The following is a 20,838-nucleotide window of genomic DNA, read 5'->3' on the forward strand; positions in this document are numbered from 1 at the left end:
GGAAGTGCACCGGAGGGGTCAGCCGTTGAGCTCCAGGGTGCGGGTGGTCTCCTCGCGGACGGCGGCCAGCAGGGCCGGGTCGCGGGAGAGGTCGCGGCCGTAGGAGGGGATGGCCTCCTCGAGCGCCGCACGGCGGGCGGCGACCCGGTCGGGGAAGCACCGCTCGACCAGGGTGAGCATCGCCGAGACGGCGGTCGAGGCACCGGGCGAGGCGCCGAGCAGGCCGGCGATGGAGCCGTCGGAGCCGACGATCAGCTCGGTGCCGAACTGCAGCACGCCCCTGCCGGTCTTCGGGTCGGCCTTGATGACCTGCACCCGCTGGCCCGCGGTGATCATCTCCCAGTCGCCCTGCTCGGCCAGCGGCACGAACGCCTGCAGCGTGCGGTGCTTGGCGCTGCGGGAGGCCAGCACCTCGGTGACGAGGTACTTGGTCAGCGCGAGCTCGGTGCGGCCGACGCCGAGCATGGAGCCGAGGTTGTTCGGCTTGACCGACAGCGGCAGGTCGAAGACCGACCCCGCCTTGAGGAACTTCGGCGACCAGCCCGCGTAGGGGCCGAACAGCAGCGAGTACTCGCCGTCGACCAGGCGCAGGTCCAGGTGCGGCACCGACATCGGCGGCGCGCCGACGGCGGCCTGGCCGTAGACCTTGGCCTGGTGCCTGGTGACCAGCTCGGGTGAGCGGGTGCGCAGGAACTTGCCGCTGACCGGGAAGCCGCCGAAGCCGCGGATCTCGGGGATGGCGGCCTTCTGCAGCAGCGGCAGCGCGCCACCGCCGGCGCCGACGAAGACGAACCGGGTGCGCAGCGTGCGGTCCTCGCCGGTCCGCTTGTCGGTGACGGTGACCTTCCAGCGGCCGTCGGGCAGCCGGTCGAGGTCGGTGACCCGCTGGTGGGTGTGCACCTGCACGCCGCGGGCCTCGCCCTGGGCGAGCAGCAGCCGGGTGAGCGCGCCGAAGTTGACGTCGGTGCCGGCCACCGACCGGGTCGCGGCGACGACCTGCTGCGGGTCGCGGCCGTCCATGACCAGCGGCACCCAGGAGGCCAGCTCGGCCGGGTCGTCGGTGTACTCCAGGCCGGTGAACAGCGGCTCGGCCGACAGCGCGGCGTGCCGGTTGCGCATGTAGGTACGGCCCTGCTCGCCGGTGACGAAGCTGACGTGCGGGACCGGCGTGATGAAGTCCTTGGGCGAGCCGGTCAGCCCGGTGCGCACCAGGTGCGACCAGAACTGGCGCGAGACCTGGAACTGCTCGTTGATCGCCCGCGCCTTGGTGGTGTCCACCCGCCCGTCGGGACCGGCCGGCGTGTAGTTGAGCTCGCACAGCGCGGCGTGGCCGGTGCCGGCGTTGTTCCACGCGTCCGAGCTCTCGCCGGCCACCTCGGCCGCGGACTCGAACACGGTGACGCTCCACTCGGGGGCGACGACACCGAGCAGCGACGCCAGGGTCGCGCTCATGACGCCGCCGCCGACGAGTACGACGTCGGGGTCGGTGGCTGAAGCGAGGTCGGTGGACACGACTGCCTTCCTGACGTGGACGTGTGCCACCTCCGACCATCGGCGGGAAACGGTCCGGACACGCCTCGTTCACGGTGTGAGATGCGTCCCGGTCGCTGTGAGATGTCTCACCCGGCCCTCGGGTGGCGGGGCCGGCCGGTGTCTGCAGCGGCTGCGGGACCGGCCGCGGCTATCGTCGGACGACGCCGCAGTGCCCCCGACCCGTGAGCAGGAGACCCGGCCCTGACCGACGAGCCCGCCCAGCCGCCCGCCGTCCCCGAGGGGACGACGGCGGTCCGCCGTCCCCGCACCCGGCTGCTGCTCACGCTCGCCGCGCTGGTCCTGCTCGCCGACCTGGCCACCAAGCTGCTCGTCGTGGCCACCATCGCGCCCGGCGCGGACATCCGCGTGCTCGGCGGGCTGGTGTACCTGACCCAGGCGCGCAACACCGGCGCCGCGTTCTCCTTCGCCGAGGGCTTCACCGTGGTGTTCACCCTCATCGCCGTGGCGGTCGCCGTGGTGATCGTGCGGACGGCGCGGCGGCTGGCCTCGCTGGGCTGGGCGGTGGCCCTGGGCCTCGTGCTCGGCGGCGCGGTGGGCAACCTCGTCGACCGGGTGTTCCGCGACCCCGGCTTCCTCCGCGGCGGCGTCGTCGACTTCGTGTCGGTCTTCGCGCCCGACGGCGAGGTCTACCCGATCTTCAACCTGGCCGACTCGGCCATCGTCTGCGGCGGCGTGCTCGGCGCCGTGCTGGCACTGCGCGGCGTCGAGTTCGACGGCACCCGCAGCAGCACCCGCAGCGGCACCGCCAGCGGCACCCCCGGCAGCGACCGCGGGGACGACGCGGTCGCCCGCGACTGACCGCCGCGACCTGGGACGATGACGGACGTGACCTCCTCCGGGCTGCACCGCGCGCTGCCGGTCCCCGACGGGCTCGAGGGCCAGCGGGTCGACCAGGCCCTGGCGCGGCTGTTCGGCCTGTCGCGCGCGGTCGCCGCCGAGCTCGCCGACGCCGACAAGGTGTGGGTCGACGGCCGCGCGCGCGGCAAGGGCGACCGGCTCACCGGCGGCAGCTGGCTGGAGGTCGAGCTGCCCCCGCCGCCCGGCGAGCCCCCGGCGCCGGAGCCGGTGCCCGGGCTGACCGTCGTCCACGACGACGACGACGTCGTGGTCGTCGACAAGCCGGTCGGCGTGGCCGCGCACCCCAGTCCCGGGTGGGAGGGACCCACGGTCGTCGGCGGGCTGGCCGCGGGCGGCTACCGCGTCTCCACCTCCGGCGCTCCCGAGCGGCAGGGCGTGGTGCACCGCCTGGACGCCGCCACCACCGGCCTGATGGTCGTGGCCAAGAGCGAGCGCGCCTACACCGTGCTCAAGGCCGCGTTCAAGGAGCGCACGGTCGACAAGGGCTACCACGCGCTCGTGCAGGGCCACCCCGACCCCTCGCGCGGCACCATCGACGCCCCGATCGACCGGCACCCGCGGCACGACTGGCGCTTCGCCGTCGTCAGCGGCGGGCGGCCGTCGGTGACGCACTACGAGGTCATCGAGGCCTTCCCCGCGGCCAGCCTGGTCGACATCCACCTCGAGACCGGGCGCACCCACCAGATCCGCGTGCACTTCTCCGCGATGCGCCACCCCTGCGTCGGCGACGCCACCTACGGCGCCGACCCGACCCTGGCCGCCCGGCTGGGCGTCTCCCGGCAGTGGCTGCACGCGGTGCGGCTGGGCTTCGCCCACCCGGCCGACGGGCACTGGGTGGAGTTCACCAGCGCCTACCCGTCCGACCTGGCCGGCGCGCTGGCCGTGCTGCGCGCCGAGTCCTGAGGCGGTGTCCCTCACCCGGTGAGCGCCGCCCCGTGACCGCGCTGCCCGACGAGCTCGCCGCCTTCGGGCCGGCGGCGCTCTCGGCCGTCGTCGTGGCCGGCTACCTCGTGGCCGGCGAGCCGCTGGTCGGGCACGTGCTGCACCGCCGGTTCGAGGGCCGGCTGCGCACCGACGCCTCCGCGCGGCGGTCGTTCTACCGGCGGCTGCTGGTGCTCGAGTGGGGGTTGGCGGTGCTCGCCGTCGTGCTGTGGCTGTCCGCCCCGGGCGTGGACGCCGCCGCCGTCGGGCTGGCCTGGCCCACCGGCTGGCCCGGGCCGGTCACCGGGACGGCGACCGTGCTGGTGCTGGTGCTCTCGTTCGTCTCGGTGCGCGCGCTGCGCGGCGGGGCGCTGGTGCGGGCACCGCGGCCGGGCGAGGGCCGGCACGCCGAGCCGGAGGGGCACGCGACCCTGGCGCTGCTGCCGCGGACCCCGTCGGAGCGGCGGCTGTTCGGCGTCGTCGGGGTGACCGCCGGCGTGTGCGAGGAGTGGCTCTACCGAGGCTTCTTCCTCGCCGTCGCGGCGGCGGTCGCCCCGGACCTGCCGTCGCCGGTGCTCGTGCTGGTCGCGGCGGTGGCCTTCGGCCTGGCGCACGCCTACCAGGGGCTGCCGGGCGTGGTGCTCACCGGCGTCCTCGGCGGGGTGTTCGCCGCGCTCTACCTCGACACCGGCTCGCTGCTGCTGCCCGTCGTGCTGCACGCCGCGGTGGACCTGCGCTTCCTGCTGGTGCCGGCCTCGGCGCTGCCCGGCGGGCTGCCCGCGCCCCGGGCGGCCGGCGGAGCGGCCGCGTGACCGGCCGGCCCACCGCCCGCGTGGCCGGCGCCGCCGACTGGCCGGCGGTGGTGGCGCTGCGCACCCGGGTCTTCGTCGAGGAGCAGGGCGTGCCGCCCGAGGTCGAGCAGGACGCCGCCGACGCCACCGCCGTGCACGCCGTCGCCCTCGACGCCGAGGGGCGGGTCGTGGCCACCGGCCGGCTGCTCGAGCGCGGCGGGCGCGCGGTGGTCGGCCGGATGGCGGTCGACGCGGCCGCCCGCGGCGGCGGGTACGGCGCCGCGGTGCTCGCCGAGCTGCACCGGCAGGCCGCGGCACGCGGCCTGCCGGAGGTCGAGCTGCACGCCCAGGTCACCGCCCGCGGCTTCTACGAGCGGGCCGGCTACACGGCCGTGGGCGGGGAGTACGAGGAGGCCGGCATCCGCCACGTGACGATGCGCCGCCGCCTGTAGCCCCCGCTCCCGCCGCTGTGACGGTGCGCACGCGGACCGCCGTGGCCGCGCTCCCGGGCCGAGACACGTCCTGTCAGACCCTCGGCGTAGACAGTCCCCAGTGCGAGGATCGCAGGCACCGGCCCGGGCCGCCGTCGGTCGTCGCACCGCACCGCCCGGTCTTCCCCGCCGGTCGCCCGCCGGAGCACCCGACGGCTGGGCCAGCACGACCCGTGAGGAGCGCCGCAGCACCGTGAGCAGCCCAGGCCATCGAGCAGCGACCGGCTCGTTCGTGCACCTGCACACCCACACCGAGTACTCGATGCTCGACGGGGCGGCCAAGCTGCCCGAGGTCACGAAGGCCGCCGCCGAGTACGGCATGCCGGCACTGGCGATGACCGACCACGGCAACGTGTTCGGCGCCTACGACTTCTACAAGCAGGCCAAGGCCGCCGGCGTGAAGCCGATCATCGGCATGGAGGGCTACTACACGCCCGGCTCGCGGTTCGACCGCGCGCCCTTCGACTTCGGCGACAACCTCGTCGACGAGGACGGCGAGGGCGGGTCCTCCCGCGGCAAGGCCGCCTACACGCACATGACGCTGCTGGCCCGCACCACCGAGGGGATGCACAACCTCTTCCGCATCTCCTCGATGGCCAGCCTCGAGGGCCAGTACCGCAAGCCGCGCTTCGACCGCGACCTGCTCGAGCGCTACGGCACGGGCCTCATCGCCACCACCGGCTGCCCGTCGGGCGAGGTCAACATGTGGCTGCGCGCGGGCAAGTACGACCGCGCCCGGCAGGCCGCCGCCGACTTCCAGGACATCTTCGGCAAGGGCAACTTCTACGCCGAGCTGATGGACCACGGCCTGACCATCGAGCAGAAGACCCGCCCGCAGCTCATGAAGATCGCGCAGGAGCTCGGCATCCCGCTGCTGGCGACCAACGACCTGCACTACACGCGCAAGGAGGACGCCGAGGCCCACGACGCCCTGCTGTGCATCCAGACCGGCGCGCGGCTCAACGAGACCAACCGCTTCAAGTTCAACGGCGACGGCTACTACCTCAAGAGCGCCGAGGAGATGCGGGCGCTGTTCCCCGGTGACCTCGCCGCGGCGTGCGACAACACGCTGCTGGTCGCCGAGCAGTGCGAGGTGGAGTTCACCGAGGGCGCCGACCTGATGCCCCGGTTCCCGCTGCCGCCCGGGGAGGACGAGACCTCCTGGTTCGTCAAGGAGGTCGAGCGGGGCCTGCACAAGCGCTACCCGAACGGCATCCCCGACCACGTGCGCAAGCAGGCCGACTACGAGGTCGGGATCATCACCCAGATGGGCTTCCCGGGGTACTTCCTCGTGGTCGCCGACTTCATCAACTGGGCCAAGGACAACGGCATCCGCGTCGGTCCCGGCCGTGGCTCGGCCGCCGGCTCGCTGGCCGCCTACGCGATGGGCATCACCGACCTCGACCCGCTGGCGCACGGGCTGATCTTCGAGCGGTTCCTCAACCCCGAGCGCGTCTCGATGCCCGACGTCGACATCGACTTCGACGACCGCCGCCGCGGCGAGGTCATCCAGTACGTCTCGCAGAAGTACGGCGAGGAGCGGGTCAGCCAGATCGTCACCTACGGGACGATCAAGGCCAAGGCCGCGATCAAGGACGCCGCGCGCGTGCTCGACCGGCCCTACTCGGTGGGCGACGAGCTGACCAAGCTCATGCCCCCGGACGTGATGGGCAAGGGCATCCCGCTGTCGGGGGTCTTCGACCCGGCCCACCCGCGCTACAAGGAGGCGGCGGAGTTCCGCGCCCGCTACGAGTCCGACCCGGGTGCGGCCGAGGTGGTCGACCAGGCCCGCAAGCTCGAGGGCCTCAAGCGCCAGTGGGGCGTGCACGCCGCCGGCGTCATCATCGGCCGCTTCCCGCTGATCGACTCGATCCCGATCATGCGGCGCGAGGCCGACGGCGCGATCATCACGCAGTTCGACTACCCGACCTGCGAGACGCTCGGCCTGCTCAAGATGGACTTCCTGGGCCTGCGCAACCTCACGGTCATCGACGACGCGCTGCGCAACATCGAGCTCAACGGCAAGGAGCCGATCGACCTCGACGAGATCAGCAAGGACCTCACCGACAAGGCCACCTACGACCTGCTGGCCCGCGGGGACACCCTCGGGGTCTTCCAGTTCGACGGCGGGCCGATGCGCTCGCTGCTGCGGCTCATGCGGCCGGACAACTTCGAGGACATCTCCGCCGTCGGCGCGCTCTACCGGCCCGGCCCGATGGGCGCGAACTCGCACACCAACTACGCGCTGCGCAAGAACGGCCAGCAGGAGATCACGCCGATCCACCCCGAGCTGGCCGAGCCGCTCGAGGAGATCCTCGGCGGCACCTACGGCCTGATCGTGTACCAGGAGCAGGTCATGGCGATCGCGCAGAAGGTCGCCGGGTACTCCCTCGGCAAGGCCGACCTGCTGCGCCGCGCGATGGGCAAGAAGAAGAAGTCGGTCCTCGACGCGGAGTTCGTCGGCTTCGAGGCCGGGATGAAGGAGCGCGGCTACTCCGACGCGGCGATCAAGACCCTGTGGGACATCCTCGTCCCGTTCGCCGACTACGCGTTCAACAAGGCCCACTCCGCCGCCTACGGCCTGGTCAGCTACTGGACCGCCTACCTCAAGGCCAACTACCCGGCCGAGTACATGGCCGGCCTGCTCACCAGCGTCGGCGACGACAAGGACCGCCGGCCGATCTACCTGGCCGAGTGCCGGCGCATGGGCATCAAGGTGCTCCCGCCCGACGTCAACGAGTCCTCGTGGGACTTCACCGCCGTCGGCACCGACATCCGCTTCGGCCTGGCCTCGGTGCGCAACGTGGGCACCAACGTCGTCGACTCGATCGTCCGGGCGCGCGAGGAGAAGGGCGCGTTCAAGGACTTCGCCGACTTCATGCGCAAGATCGACACCGTCGCCTGCAACAAGAAGGTCGTCGAGTCCCTCGCCAAGGCCGGCGCCTTCGACTCCCTCGGCCACTCGCGGCAGGGCATCGCCGCCATCCACGCCCAGGCCGTGGACGCCGCCATGTCGCTCAAGCGCAAGGAGGCCGAGGGCCAGTTCGACCTGTTCGGCAGCTTCGGCGGCGACGGCGGCGGGGACGACCCGTTCGGCGGCGCGCTGGACATCGCCGTCCCCACGGCGGACTGGTCGAAGTCCGAGCGGCTGGTCTTCGAGCGCGACATGCTCGGCCTCTACGTCTCCGACCACCCGTTGCACGGCGTCGAGCACGTGCTCGCCGCCAACGCCGACACCCCGATCGCGGAGATCAACGCCGGCGGGGTCGAGGACGGCGCCAACGTCACCATCGCCGGCATCCTCACCTCGGTCGCCCCGCGCACCAACAAGCAGGGCGCACCCTGGGCCATCGCGACGCTGGAGGACCTGGAGTCCGGCATCGAGGTGCTGTTCTTCCCCAAGACCTGGGCCGAGGTGTCGGAGAAGGTCGTCCGCGACCAGATCATCGTGGTCAAGGGCCGGATCAGCCGCCGCGACGACCAGCCCTCGCTGTTCGGCTCCGAGGTGACCATCCCGGAGCTCACCGAGGGGCCGCGCGGCCCGGTGCTGGTGCAGATGGCCGCGGCCCGGTGCACCCCGCCGGTGGTCGAGCGGCTGCGGGAGGTGCTGGGGAGCCACCCGGGCACCACCGAGGTGCACCTGAAGCTGGTCAACGGCGGCCGGGAGACGGTGCTGCGGCTCGACCAGGGGCTGCGGGTGCGGCCGAGCACGGCGCTGATGGGCGACATCAAGGCGCTGCTGGGACCCACCAGCGTCGCCCTGCTGTGAGCGTGTCCCCGGGCGGACGGGTTCACTGGGGGTCGTGAGCAGTCCCTCCCCGGTCCCCGACGGCCCGTCGGTGTCCCACGGCGGTGCGGGCCACGGCGCTCTGACCCACGGCGGTCTGACGCACGGCGGTCTCGCCCACGGCGGCTCGGTCGTGCCGACGGTCGTCGCCGCGGCGGCCCCCGCCCGCTGGGGCGGGTGGCGGGCCGAGCTGCGGTCGGACCTGCGCGGCGCCGCGGTGTGGGCCGGGCTGCTGGCGCTGAGCGGACTGCCGGCCGGGCTGCTGTGGGTGTGGCTGGCGCCGCGGGCCCGCTTCGAGGTCGTCGAGGGCGGCGCGGTGCCGGTGGGGCGCCCGTCGGCGGAGCTGCTCGTGGGCGACGACGCCGTCCTGGTGCTCGTCCTCGCCGGCCTCGGGCTGCTCGCCGGCGGCGTGGCCTGGGCGGTGCGCCGGCGCCGCGGCCTGGCCTGGCTGCTCGCCACGGCGCTGGGGACCGCGCTGGCCGGGGTGCTGGCCTGGCGGCTGGGGGAGGGGCTGGCGCCCGGCCCCACCGCGGCGCAGCTGGCCGACGTCGGCGCGCGGGTGACCACGGGCCTCGAGCTGTCCTCGCTGCCCGCGCTGGCGGTCGCGCCGTTCTGCGCGCTGCTGGTCTACGTCGTCGCCGCGCTGTTCGCCAGCAGCGACGACCTCGGCCGCGGGTGACGTGCTGGAACGACTTCCTGCAGGGCCCCGCCGCGAGCCTGGTGAGTGCCTGGAACGGCCACCTCTCAGGGGCCCGCGCCGAGCGTGCGAGACGTGGGGGAGAGGTGGTCCTCGATCAGTTGAGGCCGAGCGGGCCGGCGAACTGGTGCAGCGGCGCGGGCACCGCGCCCACGGCCTCCAGCAGGGTCAGCTCCCGGCGCAGCATCCGGGCCTCGGCCACCAGCCGGCGGCGGGTGGCCGACTCGGCCAGCAGCGACTGCCGGTCCTCGGTGGTCAGCAGGGCCGCCGACGCCACCAGGTAGGACAGCGCCCGGGGGTCGCCGGCCACCGCCTCGAGCAGCGTCTCCGCGCCGGCCAGCTCCTCCGCCTCGCCCGCCGCGGCGGTCTCCTCCACGCCGGTCTGCAGGGCGGCGACCGCGGCGACGTAGCGGGTGAACAGCCCGCCGACGCCGCGCTCCAGCACGCCGAGCGACCCGCTGGCCACCTCGCGCACCAGGCCCTCGTCCAGCCCGGCACCACCGGCGGCTGGGGAGCCCAGGACCTGCTCCTGGTCGCCGGCCGCCTCCTCGGCGGCCTCCTCCTCGGTCAGCCACTCCACCTCGGCGCGCAGGTAGGGCGTGTCGCCCTCGCCCTCGCCGCCGACGACGACGTCGAGCAGCCGGAACCGGTCGCCGCCCACGGTCATCACCCGGAACCCGCCGTCGGGCTGCGGCCGCACCACCTGCAGCTCCGCGGTGCAGCCGACGTCGTAGAGCGCCTCGGCCGGCGCCACCCGCTCGACCTCCCAGCCCTGGCGGATCGCGACCACGCCGAAGCGCCGGCCGCGGTCCTCGGGCAGGGCCAGCAGGTCGCGGACCAGCGCCCGGTACCGGGGCTCGAACACCTGCAGCGGCAGCACGATCCCCGGGAACAGCGGCGACCCGAGCGGGAACAGCGGGATGAGGTCGCCCACGCCGAGAGCCTACGGGCGCGGCGCCGGACCGGCGGCGGTGACGAGCGGCGGGGCCGCCGCTACTACCCTGGAGATCTCCCCGAACTCTCCCCGGAGGTCCCCGTGCTCGCCCGCATCGACCTGCGCGGCTCCGCGCTGCCGGGGGTCCGCGACCTGGCCGGCCTGCTGCCCCGCGCCGCCACCGACATCGACGCGGTGCTGGCCACCGTCCGCCCGCTGTGCGAGGACGTCCGCCTGCGCGGCGCCCAGGCGGTCCGCGAGATCACCGCCCGCCTCGACGGCGTCGACGCCGAGGACTTCACCGTCCCGCCCGCGGCGCTGCAGGCCGCCCTCGACGGCCTCGACCCCACCGTGCGCGCCGCGCTGGAGGAGTCCATCGCGCGGGTGCGCCGCGTGCACGCCGACCAGGCCCGCACCGACGTCACCACCCAGGTCGTGCGCGGCGGCACGGTCACCGAGCGGTGGGTGCCGGTGCGCCGGGTGGGCCTCTACGTGCCCGGCGGGCTGGCGCCGCTGCTGTCCAGCGTGGTGATGAACGTCGTCCCGGCGCAGATCGCCGGCGTCGAGTCGATCGCGGTCGCCTCGCCGCCGCAGCGGGACAACGGCGGGCTGCCCGACACCGGCGTGCTGGCCGCGTGCGCGCTGCTCGGCGTGACGGAGGTGCACGCCGTCGGCGGGGCGCAGGCGATCGCCGTGTTCGGCTACGGCGCGGGCGCCTGCGAGCCGGTCGACCTGGTCACCGGGCCGGGCAACGTCTACGTCACCGCCGCCAAGCGGCTGCTGCGCGGGCTGATCGGCATCGACTCCGAGGCCGGCCCGACCGAGGTCGCCATCCTCGCCGACGACACCGCCGACCCGGTGCACGTCGCCGCCGACCTGATCAGCCAGGCCGAGCACGACCCGCTGGCCGGTGCGGTCCTGGTGACGACGAGCGAGGCGCTCGCCGACGCCGTCCTCGACCTCGTGCCGGCGCAGGTCGCGGCCACCAAGCACTCCGACCGGATCCTCACCGCGCTCGACGGCAGCCAGTCGGGGATCGTGCTGGTCGACGACGTCGACGCCGGCCTCGCCGTCGTCGACGCCTATGCCGCGGAGCACCTGGAGATCCAGACCCGGGACGCCCGCGCCGTGGCGCTGCGGGTGCGCAACGCCGGCGCGGTGTTCGTCGGCGCCTGGTCGCCGGTCTCGCTGGGCGACTACATCGCCGGCTCCAACCACGTGCTGCCCACCGGCGGCTGCGCCCGGCACTCGTCGGGCCTGAGCGTGCAGACGTTCCTGCGCGGCGTCCACGTCGTCGAGTACGACGAGCAGGCCCTCGCCGAGGTCGCCGGGCACGTCGACGCGCTCGCCCACGCCGAGGACCTGCCCGCGCACGCCGCCGCCGTCCGGCTCCGGCAGCGCTCGTGACGGCCACTCCCCGGACGTCGCTGGACCAGCTCCCGCTGCGGCCGGAGCTGCGCGGCCGCACGCCCTACGGCGCCCCGCAGCTGCGGGTCTCCCACCGGCTCAACACCAACGAGAACCCGCACCCGCTGCCCGACGAGCTGCTGGCGACCCTCGGCGAGGCGCTCGGGCACGCCGCGGTCGACCTCAACCGCTACCCCGACCGCGACGCCGTCGCCCTGCGCGCCGACCTCGCCGCCTACCTGTCCCGCGGCGGGGAGCGGATCGACCCGGCGCAGGTGTGGGCGGCCAACGGCAGCAACGAGGTGCTGCAGCAGCTGCTGCAGGCCTTCGGCGGGGCCGGGCGGACGGCGCTGGGCTTCACGCCGTCGTACTCGATGCACCCGATCATCTCGGCCGGCACCGGGACGGCGTGGGTGGACGGCCACCGGCGCGCGGACTTCACCATCGACGCCGCGCAGGCCGTCGCCCAGGTGCGCGAGGTGCGCCCCGACGTCGTCTTCGTGACCAGCCCCAACAACCCGACGGGCACCGCGGTCGCGCTGGAGACGATCGAGCAGCTCCACGACGCCACCGAGGGCGTGGTCGTCGTCGACGAGGCGTACGCGGAGTTCGCCCGCACCGGGACGCCGTCGGCGCTCACCCTGCTGCCGGGCCGCCCGCGGCTGGTGGTCAGCCGCACGATGAGCAAGGCGTTCGGCATGGCGGGGCTGCGGCTGGGCTACCTCGCCGCCGACCCCGCCGTCGTCGACGCCGTCCAGCTCGTCCGGCTGCCCTACCACCTGTCCTCGCTGACCCAGGCCGCCGCGCGGGCCGCGCTCGCGCACACCGACGCCCTGCTGGCCACCGTGGACGCGGTCAAGGACCAGCGCGACCGGATCGTCGCCGCGCTGCCCGGGCTGGGCCTGACCAGCGTGCCCAGCGACGCCAACTTCGTGCTGTTCGGCCGCTTCGCCGACGCGCCCGCCGCCTGGCAGGCGCTGCTCGACCGCGACGTGCTGGTGCGGGACGTGGGCATCCCCGGCTGGCTGCGGGTCACCGCCGGGACGCCCGCGGAGACCGACGCCTTCCTCGCCGCCCTGGGCGAGATCGCCCCCGACCACCGCCTGGGAGACTGAGACCCATGAGCCGTACCGCCCGCGTGGAGCGCGCCACCAGCGAGACCAAGCTGGTCGTCGAGCTGGACCTCGATGGCACCGGCAGGAGCTCGATCAGCACCGGCGTCGGCTTCTACGACCACATGCTGACCGCGCTGTCCCGGCACAGCGGCATCGACCTCACCGTCCGGGCCGACGGCGACCTGCACATCGACGCCCACCACACCGTCGAGGACGTCGCGATCGCGCTCGGCCAGGCCTTCGGCGAGGCGCTCGGGGACAAGCAGGGCATCACCCGCTACGGCGACGCCACGATCCCGATGGACGAGGTCCTCGTGCAGGCTGCCGTCGACCTGTCGGGCCGGCCGTACTTCGTGCACGCCGAGCCCGAGACGATGACGCCGATGATCGGGCCGGACTACCCGACGTCGCTCACCAAGCACGTGCTCGAGTCGTTCGCGTTCAACGCGCGGATCACCCTGCACGTGCGGGTGCTCTACGCCGGCCGCGACGCCCACCACATCGTCGAGGGCCAGTTCAAGGCGCTGGCCCGGGCGCTGCGCACCGCCGTCGCGATCGACCCGCGGGTCGCCGGGGTGCCCTCCACCAAGGGCGCGCTCTAGGTGTCGTTCGGCGCCGTCCTCGTCGTGGTCGGCGGCTTCCTGCTCGGCGGGGCGTGGAGCATCTGGCGGGCCGACCACGACACGAAGGGCCGCACCGGCCCGCAGGTCCTGTTCGCCGTCGTCCTGCTGGTGGCGGCGCTGCTGGCGACGGCGTCGGGGATCCTGCGATTGATCTGAGGAACCGGTTCCTGGCGCTGGTCCTGGCCGACCCGGTGGTGGCGGGGGTGCTCCAGCGAGCACCGGCCCTCGGGGTCGGCGACTGGTGGCTGACCGCCGGGGTGCTGTTCCAGACGGCGTGGAACGGGCTCGCCGGCCGGCCGCCGGGCACCGGCGTCCGCGACGCCGACCTCTTCTACTGGGACGCCGACACCTCCTGGGACGCCGAGGACGCCGTCATCCGCCGCGCCGCGGACCTCTTCGCGGACGTGCCGGTGCCGGTCGAGGTGCGCAACGAGGCGCGGGTGCACCTCTGGTACGCCGACCGCTTCGGCACCGCCGCGCCGGCGCCCTTCCGCGACTGCCGGCAGGCGATCGACGCCTTCGCCGCCGTCTGCTGCGCCGTCGGCGTGACCGTGGCCGACGACGGCCCGCGGCTGTACGCGCCGTACGGCCTCGACGACCTCCTCGGCATGGTCGTGCGGCCCAACCCGCACAGCCCCGCGCCGCGGGGGGTCTACGAGGCCAAGGCCGCCCGCTGGCAGGCCGTCTGGCCCGAGCTCACCGTGCTGCCCTTCGACTCCTGACCCGGGCGGCTCGGGGGACCGGGGCGTACCCCGCCGGGGTGGGTGCGCCCGGAGACCGGGACCGGGAACACGGCCGGCCCTCCCCGCGCTGCTCGGTACCGTGGCGAACGTGAAGAAGGTGGTCGTCCTCGACTACGGGTCGGGCAACCTGCGGTCGGCCGAGCGGGCGCTGAGCCGGGTCGGCGCCGACGTCACCGTGACCGCCGACCGGGACGCGGCGCTGGAGGCCGACGGTCTCGTCGTCCCCGGGGTCGGCGCCTTCGCGCACTGCATGCAGGAGCTGCGCGCCGTCGACGGGCCCCGCACGATCGGCCGCCGGCTGGCCGGCGGGCGCCCGGTGCTCGGCATCTGCGTGGGCATGCAGGTGCTCTTCGAGCGCGGCGTCGAGCACGGCCACGACGCCGAGGGCTGCGGCGAGTGGCCCGGCACGGTCGAGCAGCTCGCGGCGCCGGTGCTGCCGCACATGGGGTGGAACACCGTCTCCGCGCCCGCGGACAGCGTGCTGTTCGCCGGCCTGGCCGACGAGCGCTTCTACTTCGTGCACTCCTACGGCGTGCGCGAGTTCCCCCTCGGCCAGGACGGCCCGCCCTCGCGGCTGGCCCCGCCGAAGGTGACCTGGGCCGAGCACGGCGACCGGTTCGTCGCCGGGGTGGAGAACGTCGCGCTGTCGGCCACCCAGTTCCACCCGGAGAAGAGCGGCGACGCCGGCGCGCAGCTGCTCACCAACTGGCTCGGCACCCTCTGAGTCACTGCAGGGGCACCGGCGGCTGTGCCCACCACGGCGCGTCGACCACCTCGACCCGCCGCACCCACTTCACCCACCAGTAGCCGCGCCGCCCCGGCGCCACCAGCCGCACCGGCGCCCCGTGCCCGGTCGACAGCGGCCGGCCCGCGCAGTGGGTGGCCAGCAGCAGCGACCCGGCGTCGGCCAGCGACAGCCGCCGGCGGTACCCGGTGACGCCGACGACGTCGACGCTGCCGCCGTCGGGCAGGTCGAGTCCGGCCAGCAGCCGGTCCAGCCGCACGCCGCGCCACTCCTGCTCGGCGTACCAGCCGCCGGTGCAGTCGAGGACGGCGGTCACGCGGTCGCCGCGGTCGAGGTCGGCGGCGCGCAGCCGGGTGGTGCGGCCGCCGGCGACCAGCTCGACGGTGTCGCCCGCGTCGTCGGGGACGGTGTCGGTGAACCACTGGGTGACCGGCATCGCGGCCGGGTCCCCGCTGCCGAGCTCGTGCGAGCCGGTGCCCCGGCGCCGTCCGCCCGGCGCGCCGGTCAGCCGCAGGCCGCCCTCGACCGCGCCCCACAGCGCCACGGCGCCGACCGCCAGCCCGCCGGCGCGCAGCAGCGCCCGCCTCGACAGGTCCGCCCGCCGCGGGCGCTGGCGGCTGCCGGCGACGTGCACGGCCAGCAGCGCGCCGGTGCCCACGCCCACCGCGACGTGCACCAGCAGCACGCCCACGCCGCCGAGGGACGCCGCCGGTCCGGCGACGGTGTGCGCGACGCCGGTGACCAGCGTGAGCACCACCAGGACGGCCAGCACCCAGGCGGCGGTGGGATCGCGGCGGCCGGCGGTGCGGGTCCGCGACCGCCGGACGACGACGCCCTTCCACGGCACGAGCAGCAGCAGACCCAGTCCCGCGGCGCCGTGCGCGGCGGTCACCAGCCGGGCCGGCAGCGGCGTCCCGACGCCGAAGGCGAGCACCCCGGTGCCCCCGGCGAGCAGGAGGAGGGCGAGCAGGCCGAGGTTGGTGCGCCGACCGGCGCGACGCGGGAGGAGCACGGCCGGCATCCCCGGAGTGTCCCCCCGCCCGACCTAGGGTGACCCGGTCCCGGCCCGGTCGAGGAGGACCCGTTGCCCGCCGCCCGTCCCCCCGTCCCCGAGCGGGGGCTGCTCGCCCCGCTCCTCGCACTGGCCCTGCTGGCCGGACTGGCGGCGTGGAGCGTGCTGGCGCTGCAGCCGCCGTCCCCGGCGCCGGCCGACGCACCGGCGCCGTCGTTCAGCGCGGCGCGGGCGTTCGAGCACGTCGAGCGGTTCGCCGCGGAGACGCACGTGGCGGGCAGCGACGCGCACCAGCGGGTGGTCGACGGGCTGGTCTCCACGCTCACCGGGCTGGGCCTGGACACCCGCGTGCAGAACGCCGTCGGCACCTGGCAGTCCGGGCCGGGCGCGGCCGAGATGGCACGGGTGCGCAACGTCGTCGCCGTCCTGCCGGGCACCGAGCCCACCGGGCGGCTGTTCCTGGTGGCGCACACCGACTCCGTCGAGACCGGCCCGGGCGCCAGTGACGACACCGCCGGCGTGGCCGCGCTCCTGGAGACGGTGCGGGCGCTGGGGGAGGGCGAGCCGCTGCGCAACGACGTCGTCGTGGTGCTCACCGACGCGGAGGAGGCCTGCCTCTGCGGCGCGGAGGCGTTCGCCGCCAGCCACCCGCTGGCCCCGCAGGGCGGCGTCGTGCTCAACCTGGAGGCGCGCGGCACCACCGGCCCGCCGATCACGTTCGAGACGTCGCAGGGCAACGCGGGCCTGGCCGCCCGGTACGCCGCCGCGGCGCCGCACCCGGTGGCCAGCAGCTTCGCCGTCGAGGTGTACCGGACGCTGCCCAACGACACCGACTTCAGCGTGCTGCTGGCGCGGGGCTTCACCGGCCTCAACACCGCCTTCATCGACGGCAACGCGGCGTACCACACGCCGCAGGACACCCCGTCCCGGCTGGACCGGGGCACCCTGCAGGCGCTCGGCGACAACACCCTGGCGCTGACCCGGGAGCTCGGCGACGCCGACCTGACCGACCTCGCCCGGCCCGGCGACGGCGACGCCACCTACTTCCCGCTGCTGTCGGGGCTGGCCCGCTACCCCGGGTGGCTGGTGTGGCCGCTGGCCGGGGCGGCGGTGCTCGGGGTGGTCGCGCTGGCCGTCGTCGACCGGCGCCGGGGGTCGCCGCTGCCGCGGACGCTGCTGGGCGCGGCCGCCGCCGTCGTGCCGCTGGTGCTCGCGCCGCTCGGTGTGGTCGGGCTGTGGCGGCTGCTGGTGCTGGTGCGGCCGGGGTACGCGTCCATGATCGACCCGTGGCGGCCGGGGTGGTTCCGGCTGGCGGCGGTCGCCGTCGTCCTGCTCGTGGTGCTCGCCTGGTACGCGCTGCTGCGGCGACGGCTCGGTGCCCCGGCGCTGCGGACCGGCGCGCTGGCGCTGCTCGCCGTCCTCGCCGCCGTGCTCGCCGCCATGGCGCCCGGCGGCTCGTACCTGGCGGCGCTGCCCGCGCTGGCCGGGGTGCTCGCCGGGCTGCTGCCGGGGTCGTCGCGGCCGCTGCGGCTGGCGGGCGGGGTGGTCGCCGGGACGGTCGCCGTCGTGGTGCTGGCGCCGACCGTGGCGCTGTTCTTCCCGGCCCTGGGGCTGGCGGGCGGGGCGGCGCCGGCGGCGGTGACGACGCTGCTGGTGCTCGCGCTGCTGCCGGTGGTCGAGGAGCTGTTCCCGGCCGGTCCCGGGCGGCTGCGCGCGCTGGCGGTGCCGGGTGTGGCCGCGGTGCTGGTGGTCGCGCTGACCGTGGTGGGGATCGCCGTCGACCGGTTCGACCAGCAGCACCCGGTGCCCAGCCAGCTGGTCTACGCGCTGGAGGCCGACACCGGCGAGGCGTGGTGGGCCAGCACCGAGGCGCAGCCGGGGGAGTACACCGCGCGCTACGTCGGCACGCCGCGGACGCTGCCGCACGACTACCCCTACCTCGCCGGCCGCGCGGTCGCGGTCGGGCAGGCGGAACCGGCCGGCCTGCCGCCGTCGACGGTCCAGGTGCTCGAGGACCGGGTCGCGGACGGCCGGCGCACGGTGACCGTGCGGGTGCGGCCGCAGCGCGACGTCCGGCTGGTGGTGCTCGACCTGCGGACCGACGGCGGGCGGGTGGTCGGCGCGCGCGCCGAGGCCCGGGACGTCCCGGACGACGCGCTCGGCGAGGACCGCCTGTGGCTGACCTTCCACGCGCCGCCGGCCGCGGGCGTCGAGGCGACCGTCACCGTGGACGGCGACGGGCCGCTGACGCTGCGGGCGGTCGACGGCAGCGACGGGCTGTCCGGGCTGCCGGGCTTCGAGCCGCGGCCGCCCGGCGTCGACGCGGCGGGCACGCACAGCTCCGACCTCGTGGTCGTGGGGGCGACGACGGAGCTCGGCTGACTGGGGCCCGTCCGGCGCACGGTGTGCGTGGTGGGTGCTGCCGGTCCTCGAGCGCCCACGGGGAAGACGTTGCCTCGGTCGAGTGCCGGCTGTACTGACCGGGGAGGTCGGTCAGGCGGACCGGTGCGGTGGTCGTCGTGGCGATGCTGTCGCTGGTGCCCGGCGCTCGACGCGACGAGGATCCCTCGGCGGCCTCTGACGTCTCCGGGGCCGTCTGCGGTCGAGCAGCGGGTCCAGGCGGCGGCGCCGGGTCCGGGGACGCGCGGCCCTTGACGCGTCGACCTGGACTCCACACGATGCAGCACGACCTTCGCCGGGAGGTTCCAGCCTGGAGAGGCTCCACCATGTCGTTCCCCCGCATCGCCCACGTCGCCCTCACGGTCGCCGATCTCGAGCGGAGCGTGCCCTGGTATCGGCGGCTGTTCGGCGCCGAGCCGGTCCTGGACGAGGACACCGGTCCGTTCCGGCACGTCGTGTGGTCGCTGGGCGACACGCTGGTCGGTCTGCACCAGTTCCCGGACGGCCTCGACGACGTGCCGTTCGACGAGCGTCGACCGGGCCTCGACCACCTCTCCTTCGCATGCGCCGACCAGGGCGAGCTGGCGCAGTGGGCCGCCCGGCTCGACGAGCTCGGGATCCGGCACGGCGGGATCGAGGAGGCCGGCTACGGCTTCGGCCTCTCGTTCCGGGACCCGGACGGCCTTCCGCTCGAGTTCTTCGCTCCGCCCGCGTAGGTCAGTCCTGTGGAGGATCCGCGGGCCCGGTGACGCCGGTGTCCCGGAGCGGCCCACCATGGGACAGCCGCCGCGGCGGGCGCCGGGGCGGCGCTGTCAGGAGCGGCCGCGGTTCGGGTCGAGGGGTTCGGATTGGTTCCCGGCGTGCTGCTGTGGCGGTCCGACTCCGCCCTCGGGTGGCACAGGTGCGCGGTTCCGGGCGGTGGGGCTCACAACGGGACGAGCCCGGACTCGTACGCGGCGATCACCGCCTGTGTGCGGTCCCTGGCGCCGAGTTTGCGGAGCAGGCTGCTGACGTGGGTCTTGACGGTCTGCACACCCAGGAACAGCTCGTTGGCGATCTCGCCGTTGGACAACCCGCCAGCCACCAGTCGCAGGATCTCCCGTTCCCGCGGGGTCAGGTCGACGACCGCGGTGCCGGCACGGGCCCGAGGAGTCGCGTGTCGGGCGGCCAGGGACCTGATGGCTGCCGGGAACAGCAGGCTCTCGCCTCGGGCGACGACGCGCACGGCGTCGACGATCTCCGTGGGCCGGGCGCGCTTGGGCAGGAAACCGTCCGCGCCGGCATGCAGCGCGGCGTAGACGTTCTCGTCATCGGCGAAGGTCGTCAACACCAGGATGCGCGGCGGCGCGTCCAGTCGGCGGCGCAGGTCACGGGTGGCCTGGATGCCGTCGACCAGCGGCATCCGGATGTCGAGGACGACGACGTCGGGCCGCAGCAAGGCGACCAGGGGGACCACGACAGCCCCGTCGGCCCCCTCGCCGACGACCTCCAGGTCGTCCTGCGCGTCGAGGATGGCCCGCAGTCCGCCGCGCACCAGCTCCTCGTCGTCGACGAGCAGCACCCGGGTGTTCATGTCACACCGGCCAGCGGGAGCCGGACGGCCACCCGCCACTCGCCGGCCACCGGCCCGGCCTCGGCCGAGCCACCGAGGACTGCGGCGCGCTCGTGCAGTCCACGCACGCCGCTGCCCCTGCGGCCGCCGGCTGGGGCCGGCACGGGCAGTGGGTTGACCACCTCCAGCCGCACCGCGTCGCGGGCGACGGCGATCCGTAGCCGGACGGGCACCGGGCCGGCGTGCCGCAGCGCGTTGGTCAGCGCCTCCTGCGCGATCCGGTAGGCCTCCCGGGACAGCGCCGGAGGCAGTTCGGCCACCGGCCCGGTGAACTCGGCGTCCACGACGGCACCGGCGGCCTCCGCGGCACGCACCAACCCGCCGGCATCGGCCAGGGTCGGCGCGTGCAGCGCCGGTGAGCCCTCCCGGCGCAGCAAGGCGAGCACCCGGTCCAGATCGGCGGCCGCGTGCCGGGCGCTGTCCTCGATCGCGGCGAGGGCCCGGTCGACGAACACCGGGTCGCGGTCGGCGACCTCCCGTGCCGCGCCGGCCTGCAGCAGGGTGACCGTCAGGGCGTGGCCGATCGAGTCGTGCAGCTCGGCCGCCAACCGGGCGCGCTCGAGCAGCCGCTCCGAGCGGGCCTCGGCCGCGGCCAGCCGCTCGGCCGGCGACGGGTGCAGCAGGTGCCGGGCGACCGCGGCAGCGACCCCGCCCAGGCCGGCGAGCGCGTAGCCCAGCGCGAGCACCACGACGGCCGCCAACAGCATCCCGGCCCAGCCGGGCAGGTCAGGGGCTGCCGGCGAGGACCGCAGCAGTGACCAGGCGACCGCGATGGCGAGAGCGGTCAGCTGGCCGGCGAGCACGCCGAGCCCCACCCGGGCGAACAGCCAGCCCAGCAGCCGGCCGCGGTCGGACCAGGTCCGAGAGGGCTCCACGGTGATCTGGTCGTCGCCGGGCAACAGCAGCGCCCGGGCCTGCACGCCCTCGCTCCGGCGGACCAGCGGCACGCAGGCCAGCACGGCCAGCACCGGCAGCGGCGCCAGGTACAGCCCGGCGAGGCTGTGCACCGACGCGTCCGGCAGCCCGGGCCACACGAACGCGCAGACGACGGCGAACCACAACCCGATCGCCAGGTGCAGCACCCGCGCCCAGGTCGACCTGCTGGTCAGCGGCCGGAGCAGCGTGCGCACCGGCCGATCCTCCCCCAG

At 75.2% G+C, this 20,838-nt stretch carries 19 protein-coding genes; 14 read left to right on the forward strand and 5 right to left on the reverse strand.

Going from position 1 to position 20,838, the window contains the following annotated elements:
* Positions 1-18 precede the first annotated feature (18 nt).
* A complete protein-coding gene (gene mqo / locus LY71_RS05775) occupies positions 19-1,512 on the reverse strand; it encodes a malate dehydrogenase (quinone) (RefSeq protein WP_106276015.1) in 1,494 nt (497 codons plus the stop codon).
* A gap of 297 nt (positions 1,513-1,809) precedes the next feature.
* Between mqo and lspA the strand changes: the two genes are divergently transcribed.
* From lspA to LY71_RS05805, 6 genes are all read left to right on the forward strand, one after another.
* Positions 1,810-2,352, forward strand: a complete 543-nt coding sequence (lspA, locus tag LY71_RS05780) for a signal peptidase II (protein ID WP_281261591.1) — start codon at positions 1,810-1,812, stop codon at positions 2,350-2,352.
* Between the two features lie 18 nt (positions 2,353-2,370).
* Positions 2,371-3,315 (forward strand): RluA family pseudouridine synthase, encoded by a 945-nt coding sequence (locus tag LY71_RS05785; RefSeq protein WP_106276017.1) that lies wholly within the window; start codon positions 2,371-2,373, stop codon positions 3,313-3,315.
* A 32-nt stretch (positions 3,316-3,347) separates the two neighbouring features.
* A complete protein-coding gene (locus LY71_RS05790; protein ID WP_106276018.1) occupies positions 3,348-4,145 on the forward strand; it encodes a CPBP family intramembrane glutamic endopeptidase in 798 nt (265 codons plus the stop codon).
* Positions 4,142-4,576, forward strand: a complete 435-nt coding sequence (locus LY71_RS05795; RefSeq protein WP_106276019.1) for a GNAT family N-acetyltransferase — start codon at positions 4,142-4,144, stop codon at positions 4,574-4,576. The genes LY71_RS05790 and LY71_RS05795 overlap by 4 nt, the downstream gene beginning before the upstream one ends.
* Before the next feature lie 232 nt (positions 4,577-4,808).
* The gene (gene dnaE / locus LY71_RS05800) at positions 4,809-8,384 is read left to right on the forward strand and encodes a DNA polymerase III subunit alpha (RefSeq protein ID WP_245887697.1); all 3,576 of its coding nucleotides are present in this window, start codon (positions 4,809-4,811) and stop codon (positions 8,382-8,384) included.
* A gap of 34 nt (positions 8,385-8,418) precedes the next feature.
* Complete coding sequence (locus tag LY71_RS05805) at positions 8,419-9,081, forward strand: hypothetical protein (protein ID WP_106276021.1); 663 nt, start codon at positions 8,419-8,421, stop codon at positions 9,079-9,081.
* Positions 9,082-9,196: 115 nt separating this feature from the next.
* Here LY71_RS05805 and LY71_RS05810 read toward each other — a convergent pair whose 3' ends face one another.
* Positions 9,197-10,033: an LON peptidase substrate-binding domain-containing protein gene (locus LY71_RS05810; protein WP_106276022.1), complete on the reverse strand. Its 837-nt coding sequence runs from the start codon at positions 10,031-10,033 to the stop codon at positions 9,197-9,199.
* A gap of 102 nt (positions 10,034-10,135) precedes the next feature.
* On the opposite strand from LY71_RS05810, the gene hisD reads away from it, so the two are divergent.
* From hisD to hisH, 6 genes are all read left to right on the forward strand, one after another.
* The gene (hisD, locus tag LY71_RS05815; protein ID WP_106276023.1) at positions 10,136-11,440 is read left to right on the forward strand and encodes a histidinol dehydrogenase; all 1,305 of its coding nucleotides are present in this window, start codon (positions 10,136-10,138) and stop codon (positions 11,438-11,440) included.
* A complete protein-coding gene (locus LY71_RS05820) occupies positions 11,437-12,555 on the forward strand; it encodes a histidinol-phosphate transaminase (RefSeq protein ID WP_106276024.1) in 1,119 nt (372 codons plus the stop codon). Before hisD ends, LY71_RS05820 begins: the two co-directional genes overlap by 4 nt.
* Positions 12,556-12,560: 5 nt before the next feature.
* Positions 12,561-13,157, forward strand: coding sequence for an imidazoleglycerol-phosphate dehydratase HisB (hisB, locus tag LY71_RS05825; RefSeq protein WP_106276025.1), 597 nt, complete (start codon positions 12,561-12,563; stop codon positions 13,155-13,157).
* Positions 13,158-13,334, forward strand: a complete 177-nt coding sequence (locus tag LY71_RS23345) for a hypothetical protein (RefSeq protein WP_170121237.1) — start codon at positions 13,158-13,160, stop codon at positions 13,332-13,334. It begins immediately after the preceding gene.
* Positions 13,335-13,381: 47 nt separating this feature from the next.
* Entirely contained in the window at positions 13,382-13,900 is a 519-nt protein-coding gene (locus LY71_RS05830; RefSeq protein ID WP_211297163.1) for a nucleotidyltransferase family protein, read from the forward strand.
* A gap of 109 nt (positions 13,901-14,009) precedes the next feature.
* Positions 14,010-14,645 (forward strand): imidazole glycerol phosphate synthase subunit HisH, encoded by a 636-nt coding sequence (gene hisH / locus LY71_RS05835; protein WP_106276212.1) that lies wholly within the window; start codon positions 14,010-14,012, stop codon positions 14,643-14,645.
* Between the two features lies 1 nt (position 14,646).
* On the opposite strand, the gene LY71_RS05840 is transcribed toward hisH, so the two are convergent.
* Entirely contained in the window at positions 14,647-15,687 is a 1,041-nt protein-coding gene (locus LY71_RS05840; protein WP_106276026.1) for a molybdopterin-dependent oxidoreductase, read from the reverse strand.
* Positions 15,688-15,750: 63 nt separating this feature from the next.
* Here LY71_RS05840 and LY71_RS05845 point away from each other — a divergent pair, with 63 nt between their 5' ends.
* Both LY71_RS05845 and LY71_RS05850 read left to right on the forward strand, forming a co-directional pair.
* A complete protein-coding gene (locus LY71_RS05845) occupies positions 15,751-18,060 on the forward strand; it encodes a M20/M25/M40 family metallo-hydrolase (protein WP_106276027.1) in 2,310 nt (769 codons plus the stop codon).
* A 344-nt stretch (positions 18,061-18,404) separates the two neighbouring features.
* Positions 18,405-18,794, forward strand: coding sequence for a VOC family protein (locus LY71_RS05850; protein ID WP_106276028.1), 390 nt, complete (start codon positions 18,405-18,407; stop codon positions 18,792-18,794).
* A 209-nt stretch (positions 18,795-19,003) separates the two neighbouring features.
* Here LY71_RS05850 and LY71_RS05855 read toward each other — a convergent pair whose 3' ends face one another.
* Positions 19,004-19,639 (reverse strand): response regulator, encoded by a 636-nt coding sequence (locus LY71_RS05855; RefSeq protein WP_342747999.1) that lies wholly within the window; start codon positions 19,637-19,639, stop codon positions 19,004-19,006.
* An 8-nt stretch (positions 19,640-19,647) separates the two neighbouring features.
* Positions 19,648-20,820: a sensor histidine kinase gene (locus LY71_RS05860; protein ID WP_106276030.1), complete on the reverse strand. Its 1,173-nt coding sequence runs from the start codon at positions 20,818-20,820 to the stop codon at positions 19,648-19,650.
* Positions 20,821-20,838 lie beyond the last annotated feature (18 nt).

This window comes from Geodermatophilus tzadiensis (genome assembly GCF_003002915.1).
Taxonomy (GTDB): domain Bacteria; phylum Actinomycetota; class Actinomycetes; order Mycobacteriales; family Geodermatophilaceae; genus Geodermatophilus; species Geodermatophilus tzadiensis.